Consider the following 7240-nt stretch of genomic DNA (forward strand, 5'->3'; position numbering starts at 1 on the left):
CTTTCGCACTGACTGGACGCGGCTCCGTAGCCTTGGCGCTGCGCGCCCGGGCCGTACACCGTGCCTTCGGAACTGGCGGAGCGAACACGGGAAATATGGTCTTTCGACCAGGTCTTTCTGTTGTCCAGACTATATCGCTGCGCCCAGGGTGGGTCAATGTGAGGAATGCGACGGAAGAAAACTGACGTTGACGATACAAGGGCGGTGCCGTGCTCTGGCCGGATAGCGCGAAAAGTGGGTGGCTCCGGCCGATGCCGGTGACTACACTCGTTAGAGTTCCTCTTTTCCTGTTCGGTCGAAGCTTACGCAGTTCACCGCTGGGACGCCGCAACTTGCGACACGCTTGCCTGGCCGGATTCAATCAACATTCGAATGCGTTTCGAAGAGGTATTGAATGGCCCAGCTGCTTCATCCGTCCCGGGCAGTTGCCCTGGGCTTTCTGCTGGTTATTGCCGTGGGAACCGTGCTGCTGAAGTTGCCCGTGTCGCAGGCCAAAGGTGAGGCGGCGCCGTGGCTCACCGCCATTTTCACTGCGACCTCGGCGGTCTGCGTGACGGGGCTTGTCGTCGTCGATACGGGCACCTACTGGTCGAACTTTGGTCAGTGGGTCATCCTCGGGCTGTTCCAGATGGGCGGCTTCGGCTTCATGACAGTGGCCACGCTGCTCGGGCTCATGGCCAACCAGTCGCTGCCCCTGCGCGCGAAGCTGATTACGCAGGTTGAAACGCGCTCGCTGCGTCTGGGCGACATCCGCAGTGTCGCGCGGCTGGTATTCGTCATCACGCTCGTCATGGAGCTGGCCACCGCACTATGGCTTACCGTGAGGCTTCATTTCGGATACAGCCTCCAATGGCGCGACGCTGCATGGAGCGGACTGTTCCATGCCGTGTCCGCATTCAACAATGCGGGCTTTTCGATTCACCCGGACAGTCTGATGCGCTATGGCGCAGATGCACAGATTCTCGTGCCGGTGATGATCGCGATCGTCGTTGGGGGCATTGGGTTTCCTGTGCTGTACGACCTCCGGGAAAGAGCGCGCGGTGCGCGTCGTCTTTCGTTGCACACCAGGCTCACCTTACTGTTCACGCTGGTGCTGCTGCTCGTCGGGTTCCTCGTCCTGCTGGCGTTCGAGTGGACCAATCCGAAGACGCTCGGCGCGATGCCGCTCCCGCAAAAACTCTTGTCGGCGGCGTTTGCTTCGGTCTCCGCGCGCACGGCCGGCTTCAACTCGATCGACATCGGCGCGATGACGCGCGACAGCTGGGCCCTCCAGTATTTCCTCATGTTCGTGGGCGGCGGCAGCGGCGGGACGGCAGGCGGTATCAAGATCGGCACCATCGCCATCGTCGCGTTGCTGGTGTTTGCCGAGATCAGCGGGCGTAGCGATGTGGGCGCGTTCGGCCGCCGTGTCAGCGCGTCCGCGCAGCGGCAAGCCGTTACGGTGCTGGCGCTCGGTTCCGTGATCATCACCCTCGGCACACTCGTCATTCTTCCCATTACCGCTCTGCCCACCGACCAGGTGATCTTCGAGGTCATATCGGCGTTCGGCACGGTTGGCCTTTCAACCGGTATCACGGGCGAGCTGCCCGCGCCGGCCCAACTCGTGATCGTCGCGCTCATGTATATCGGGCGCGTGGGTACGATCACCTTCGCGGCGTCGCTGATGGTGACCGAACGCCGCGCGCCGTATCGCTATCCCGAGGAGCATCCAATTGTTGGCTAACCTGCTCAAGACTTCGCTCACCTTTTCGAAGAGCGACAGTGTCGTCGTCATCGGCCTGGGGCACTTCGGCGGCGCCGTCGCGCAGTCCCTCGCGCGGCTCGGCCACGACGTGATGGGAATCGACCGCAACCCCGAGCTGGTGCAGGCATGGGCCGACCGGCTCACGCATACCGTGCAGGCCGACTCGACCAGTGTGAATACGTTGCGTCAACTGGGCGTGGCCGACTTTTCCCATGCGATCGTCGGCATCGGATCGGATCTCTCGTCGAGCCTCATGACCGTAATGGCGTTGACCGAGCTGAAAATTCCGGACATCTGGGTCAAGGCGTTCAACACCGCGCACGGCCAGATTGCCGAACGTGTCGGCGCGCACCACGTGGTGTACCCGGAAGTGGAGATGGGCGAACGGATCGCGCACCTCATTACCGGCCGGATCATCGATTACGCGGACTTTGGCGACGGATTCGCCGTCGCCAAGATTCATGCGCCAGTGCCGACGCACAACCGTCCGCTTGCGGATTGCGACGTGCTGCAGGCGTTCGGTGTGGTGGTCGTGGGCGTGAAGCATGCCGGTGAGGATTTTCGGGCCGCGACGCCCGCCACGGTCGTCGCGCCGGGGGACATGCTGATTGTGGCCGGTTCGTCGAGAAAGATCGAAGAGTTCGCGGGCCGTGCGAACGCTTGACGCCGTCAAAGCCGGCCTCGCTTGCGTTGATCGCACCCACGCCTCGTCTGCTGCTTTTGGGTTCTTCCCTGCCGGACGAGACTAGCCGCTCGCATTGCCCCGCGTCACGTCCCGCGTCACGTCCCGCTTCGCGCGGTTCGACAGACTCCCATGTTCGCTTGAGCAGATTTCGCCGCCGCCTCAATGAGGCTTGCGGATCGCATGGACGACAGCGTTGTTATTTCGATACGCATGTCGTACGGCGGGTACGGTTATGATCGTCCACCGCGACTGAAGACGCTTGCCGCGTTGCCGGAATCAAATCACGCATCAGTGATGCCCGGCGGGACGAGAAGCCAGTGTGAGTGCTCGCGCACGCAGCAACGACACCTGCTCGTCGCAGAGCGAAGCGGAAAGTGATTGCGCCGGCAACGATGTCTCGCGGGAAGCATGACACGTGTGGACACCATGCACAACGGCGATGTATCCAGCGGCAAGCAAGCGGCGTACTTCATGTTGCAACAAAGCTTGACGCTGGACGTTACCACCAGAAAAAGACGAGAGGAGTAAAGAATGAAGGTCAAGTTTGCAACCCTGACGCTCGTGGCGCTCGCGCTGGCATCCAGCAGCGCGATCGCCAAGGACTGGTCCACCGTGCGCTTCGGCGTGGACGCGAGCTATCCACCTTTCGAATCGAAAACATCCGATGGCAAGCTGGTGGGCTTCGATATCGACCTCGGCAACGAGATTTGCCGGCGCCTCGAAGCCAAATGCGTGTGGGTCGAAAACTCCTTCGACGGGATGATCCCGGCGCTGAAAGCGCGCAAGTTCGACGGTGTGCTGTCCACGATGTCGATGACGCCGGCGCGTCTGGAACAGATTGCGTTTTCGTCCAGGGTATTTCGCATCCCGACACGTCTTGTCGCCATAAAAGGCTCGACGATCGAGCCTGTGCCGCAGGCGTTGAAGGGAAAGCGAATTGGCGTGGAGCAGGGCTCGATCCAGGAAACGTATGCCCGGACCTACTGGGAGCCGGCGGGCGCCGTGATCGTGTCTTATCAGGATCAGGATCTCGTCTACGCGGATCTGATTGGCGGCCGCATCGACGCATCGCTGCAGAACGCCGCCCAAGCCGATTTCGGCTTTCTGAGGACGCCGCGAGGCAAAAACTTCGCGTTTGCCGGCAGCCCGATCTACGACACGAAGACGCTGGGAAGCGGCACGGCAATCGGCTTGCGCAAGGAAGATGTCGACTTGAAGGCAAAAATCGACAAGGCGATTGCCGACATACGTGCAGACGGTACGTACGACAGGATAGAAAGGAAGTATTTCGACTTCGACATCTACGGCCAATGAACGTGCCTGCGCGGGCTGCGAGGGCAGCCGGAAGTGCGGTTTGCAAACCGCAACTGCATTCTTCGGACGGGCTCGTTGTCGAGAATCTCAATCGCTGCATCTCGCACCCGCGCAATCACCGCCATCAGGATGAGACCGTGGCACGGCGCTGAGTGCTCGGGCGTGCGCCCGCATTGGAACGTTCGTAGCTCAGCGGCGCACTGGTTCACGGCCACGACCGAGCGCGATGCAAGCCGATCCCCTGTATGCTGAAGAGCGGCGTGCAATGGTGTGTGAAGGCGTTCTGAATGTTGGCCGTCACGCCGCAGCTCGCATCGTTTGCGTGATTTCGAAGCATGCCGGCGTGCGCGGCGCGGCGCTTGGTCACAATGACTTGCGCTTGCAATTGATCCGCGCATGTCACAACCTATGTGGCGAACTGGCGCTTCGCGCGGTTTCGCTGACTTATCGCGCAGCGTTGTTCCATTGGTCACCGGTATTCGGCGTGGGCAACTGCAAGTCTGTCGCGCAAGAGGCTGCAACCAGCTTCTGGGCGCGCCTGAAGCACGCAAGTAACCGCGCAGCGTGACACCGGCGGCGCCGCGCTTGCCGTGAGGCCGCCATGGTTCATAGGGTCGCCCTGAATCGAGGCATGTTCGCCTCGTCGCCCCAACATCTGTTCGTCCCGCCAGGAAAGCGGCAGCGTAAGGGACTTCAACCGTGTGTCGAAAGGAGGCTACGCCATGACTGAAAAGATGAGAGCAGCCGTATTTGTTGAGAAAGGCCGGATCGAGTTGATGGACAAGCCGATTCCCGACGTTGGGCCCAACGACGCGCTGGTCCGCATCACGACGACCACCATCTGCGGCACCGACGTGCACATTCTCAAAGGCGAATATCCTGTCGCCAAGGGCCTGACCGTGGGTCACGAGCCCGTGGGCGTGATCGAAAAGCTCGGATCCGCCGTGGTGGGCTACCAGGAGGGGCAGCGTGTCATTGCAGGAGCGATCTGCCCTAACTTCAACAGCTATGCCGCGCAGGACGGCTATCCTAGCCAGGACGGCAGCTACCTGATTGCGCAGGGGCTGTGTGGCTGCCACGGCTACAAGGCTACGGCCGGCTGGCGCTTTGGCAATCTCATCGACGGCACGCAGGCCGAATATGTGCTGGTGCCCGACGCCCAGGCGAATCTTGCCCCCATTCCCGACGGCCTTACCGACGAACAGGTGCTGATGTGCCCCGACATCATGTCGACCGGCTTCAAGGGCGCGGAGAATGCCAACATCAAGATCGGCGATACGGTGGTGGTCTTTGCACAAGGCCCGATCGGACTGTGCGCCACGGCGGGTGCGCGCTTGCTAGGGGCGACCACGATCATCGCCGTGGACGGCAATGACCATCGTCTCGGCATCAGCAAGAAGCTTGGCGCGGACGTCACGCTAAATTTCAATCAGTGCGACGTCGTGCAAGAGGTGATGAAGCTCACCGGGGGCAAAGGGGCGGATTCGGCCATCGAGGCGCTGGGTACGCAGCTCACCTTCGAGAATGCCATGAAGGTCATCAAGCCGGGCGGCACGCTTTCGAGCCTGGGGGTCTACTCGGAAGACCTGAGAATCCCGTTGACGAACTTCGCGGCCGGCCTCGGCGATCACACCATCCGCACGGCGTTGTGCCCGGGCGGCAAGGAGCGTATGCGCCGCCTGATGAACGTAATCGAGGCCAACCGGCTTGACCTTGGCGTGATGGTCACGCACCACTACGGCCTCGACGCCATCGTGGCGGCGTATGAACTGTTCGCCAATCAGCGAGACGGTGTATTGAAGGTGGCCATCAAGCCATGATGGTGCGAGCGGGCGCGGTCTTCCCGAATCCGGATGTGTGCGCTGAGCAGTACGAGTGGATAGCGTAGCCGCGCTTCATGGCCGGCGCATTCAGGCCGATTGCGCGCACAGGCCTTGGCTCGTCGGTGGGTGATCTCATCGACGAGCTGTGCTGTGCCAGCCTCGAGTTCACTGCACTCTGCCGCTTGTGGAGCCCAAGCAGCTTGAGCGCTACCGGTGCGACGATACGCCTTTGGACGCCCCACGAAATTCTGGTAATAAATAAGGAATCCAAATAATAACCAGTATCCAGCGCGCGGGCAGGGCGAATGCTGGTGATAGCGGATTCGGCGCTAAGAGACGGCTTCATAAAGACCGCTGCACGCGCTGAAGAGTGTTCCAGCAGATCAAGCATCAGCCGAGTTTGAGGAAGGCTTCGTGAATGTCAGCGCGACGTTCGAAGCGAATACGTAGGCGATGGAAATGATGCGACCAGGCGTGTGTACGCTCGACAACCCAACGGACTTTGCCACTGCCACTTTCTGGCGAGTTTGCGAGCGGCGGACAAGATCGACCTCTCTTGCGTGGTCGTGGACTCGTCCTTGATTCGCGCGGTTTGAAGCCGTTTCTTAACCATCGCGTTTCAATGGATGACAGATTTATCACGTCCTACGGGAAGGGCGTCGAGGGTACTCAGATTCCGGATGGACTTCGAAGTCAGCATGAGGAGTCCGGCTGCGGTAAAACCAATGAGGCAAACGATCATCGTCCCACGAATGCCGATAGAGGAACTTGCCGCAAGCCCGCCGAGGAGCGCACCGAGTGGATCTGCTCCCCAGCTTACAAATCGCGTGGTTGCTGTGATCCTCGACAGTTGTCCGCTCTCGATGGTCATTTGCCGGATCGTCTGCTCGATGATCACGTGAACGACGATCAAAAAATCCCAACATGCAAGGCATGCAGCGATCGTCGCGATTCGCTCCAATGACGTCATGCTCCCGGCGAACAGGATCGGAACGCCGATCGGACCAATCGCCAGCAACGAGCCCACAAGCGCGGTGCGCAGCCCCACCCGCGTGACGAGCGCGGGGGCGCCGAGTGCGCCGGCGAGACCTGTTACTCCGACGAAAGATATGACAGAACCAAACGTAGCGGCACTGAAGTCCAGATGCTTTAATGCGAAGATAGTAAAGACGGTAAAGAACGCGGCGTGAAACAGATTGAAGAGGCCGGCGGCGATCGCGATTGTCCTTTGCAACTCGTTTCGCCATAGCAGGGCGACTCCCTCGGCAATATCGCGCAGATGTGACGACTCAACTGGTGTATCGGTCGATCTGACCGGAATAACGACGCCTCTTAGACAGAAAGTGCTGGCTGCATATAGGACAAAGTTGGTTACATAGACCGTCGAAATCGAAAAGATCTGCGTCAGCCATCCGGCGAGCGCAGGCCCCAACGACGCCGCACTCGAGTTCCACGCCTCGTACCAACTGTTCGCTTTCGTCAGTTGGTCCCGCTGCACGATGGTCGGAATGACGGCGATCGTCACGCTGTCGAACAGCAATTTCACCGCGGAGACGGCGAAGCCGACAATACATAACGCGGGGAAACTCACCATGTCGATAAGGAGCAAGATGGGGATGAGCGCCGCGAGCAACAGGCGGGCGATACCACACCCGAGCAATGGCCTGGCACGGT

The 7240-nt window shown here is 60.6% G+C and carries 6 protein-coding genes and 1 pseudogene; 5 read left to right on the forward strand and 2 right to left on the reverse strand.

Annotated features, from left to right (window positions below):
* The first annotated feature begins 394 nt into the window (after positions 1-394).
* From VMJ11_RS30200 to VMJ11_RS30220, 5 genes are all read left to right on the forward strand, one after another.
* The gene (locus VMJ11_RS30200) at positions 395-1723 is read left to right on the forward strand and encodes a TrkH family potassium uptake protein (protein WP_325624497.1); all 1329 of its coding nucleotides are present in this window, start codon (positions 395-397) and stop codon (positions 1721-1723) included.
* Complete coding sequence (locus VMJ11_RS30205) at positions 1713-2408, forward strand: TrkA family potassium uptake protein (protein ID WP_325624498.1); 696 nt, start codon at positions 1713-1715, stop codon at positions 2406-2408. The genes VMJ11_RS30200 and VMJ11_RS30205 overlap by 11 nt, the downstream gene beginning before the upstream one ends.
* Before the next feature lie 552 nt (positions 2409-2960).
* Positions 2961-3743 (forward strand): ABC transporter substrate-binding protein, encoded by a 783-nt coding sequence (locus VMJ11_RS30210; RefSeq protein WP_325624500.1) that lies wholly within the window; start codon positions 2961-2963, stop codon positions 3741-3743.
* A gap of 226 nt (positions 3744-3969) precedes the next feature.
* Positions 3970-4311: a hypothetical protein gene (locus VMJ11_RS30215; RefSeq protein ID WP_325624502.1), complete on the forward strand. Its 342-nt coding sequence runs from the start codon at positions 3970-3972 to the stop codon at positions 4309-4311.
* Between the two features lie 154 nt (positions 4312-4465).
* Positions 4466-5563, forward strand: a complete 1098-nt coding sequence (locus VMJ11_RS30220; protein ID WP_325624503.1) for an NAD(P)-dependent alcohol dehydrogenase — start codon at positions 4466-4468, stop codon at positions 5561-5563.
* Positions 5564-5956: 393 nt separating this feature from the next.
* On the opposite strand, the pseudogene VMJ11_RS30225 reads toward VMJ11_RS30220, so the two are convergent.
* Positions 5957-6082 (reverse strand): annotated as a pseudogene (locus VMJ11_RS30225) (IS5/IS1182 family transposase); the annotation flags it as partial.
* A 103-nt stretch (positions 6083-6185) separates the two neighbouring features.
* On the reverse strand, positions 6186-7240 hold a 1055-nt coding region (locus VMJ11_RS30230), incomplete at its 5' end, for an MFS transporter (RefSeq protein WP_325624505.1).

Source organism: Paraburkholderia sp., assembly GCF_035501035.1.
GTDB lineage: Bacteria > Pseudomonadota > Gammaproteobacteria > Burkholderiales > Burkholderiaceae > Paraburkholderia.

Bases quoted from the DNA above. Each gene is read 5' to 3' on its own strand.
- VMJ11_RS30200 (WP_325624497.1), top strand. From the start codon at position 395: ATGGCCCAGCTGCTTCATCCGTCCCGGGCAGTTGCCCTGGGCTTTCTG.
- VMJ11_RS30210 (WP_325624500.1), top strand. From the start codon at position 2,961: ATGAAGGTCAAGTTTGCAACCCTGACGCTCGTGGCGCTCGCGCTGGCA.
- VMJ11_RS30215 (WP_325624502.1), top strand. From the start codon at position 3,970: ATGCAAGCCGATCCCCTGTATGCTGAAGAGCGGCGTGCAATGGTGTGT.
- VMJ11_RS30220 (WP_325624503.1), top strand. From the start codon at position 4,466: ATGACTGAAAAGATGAGAGCAGCCGTATTTGTTGAGAAAGGCCGGATC.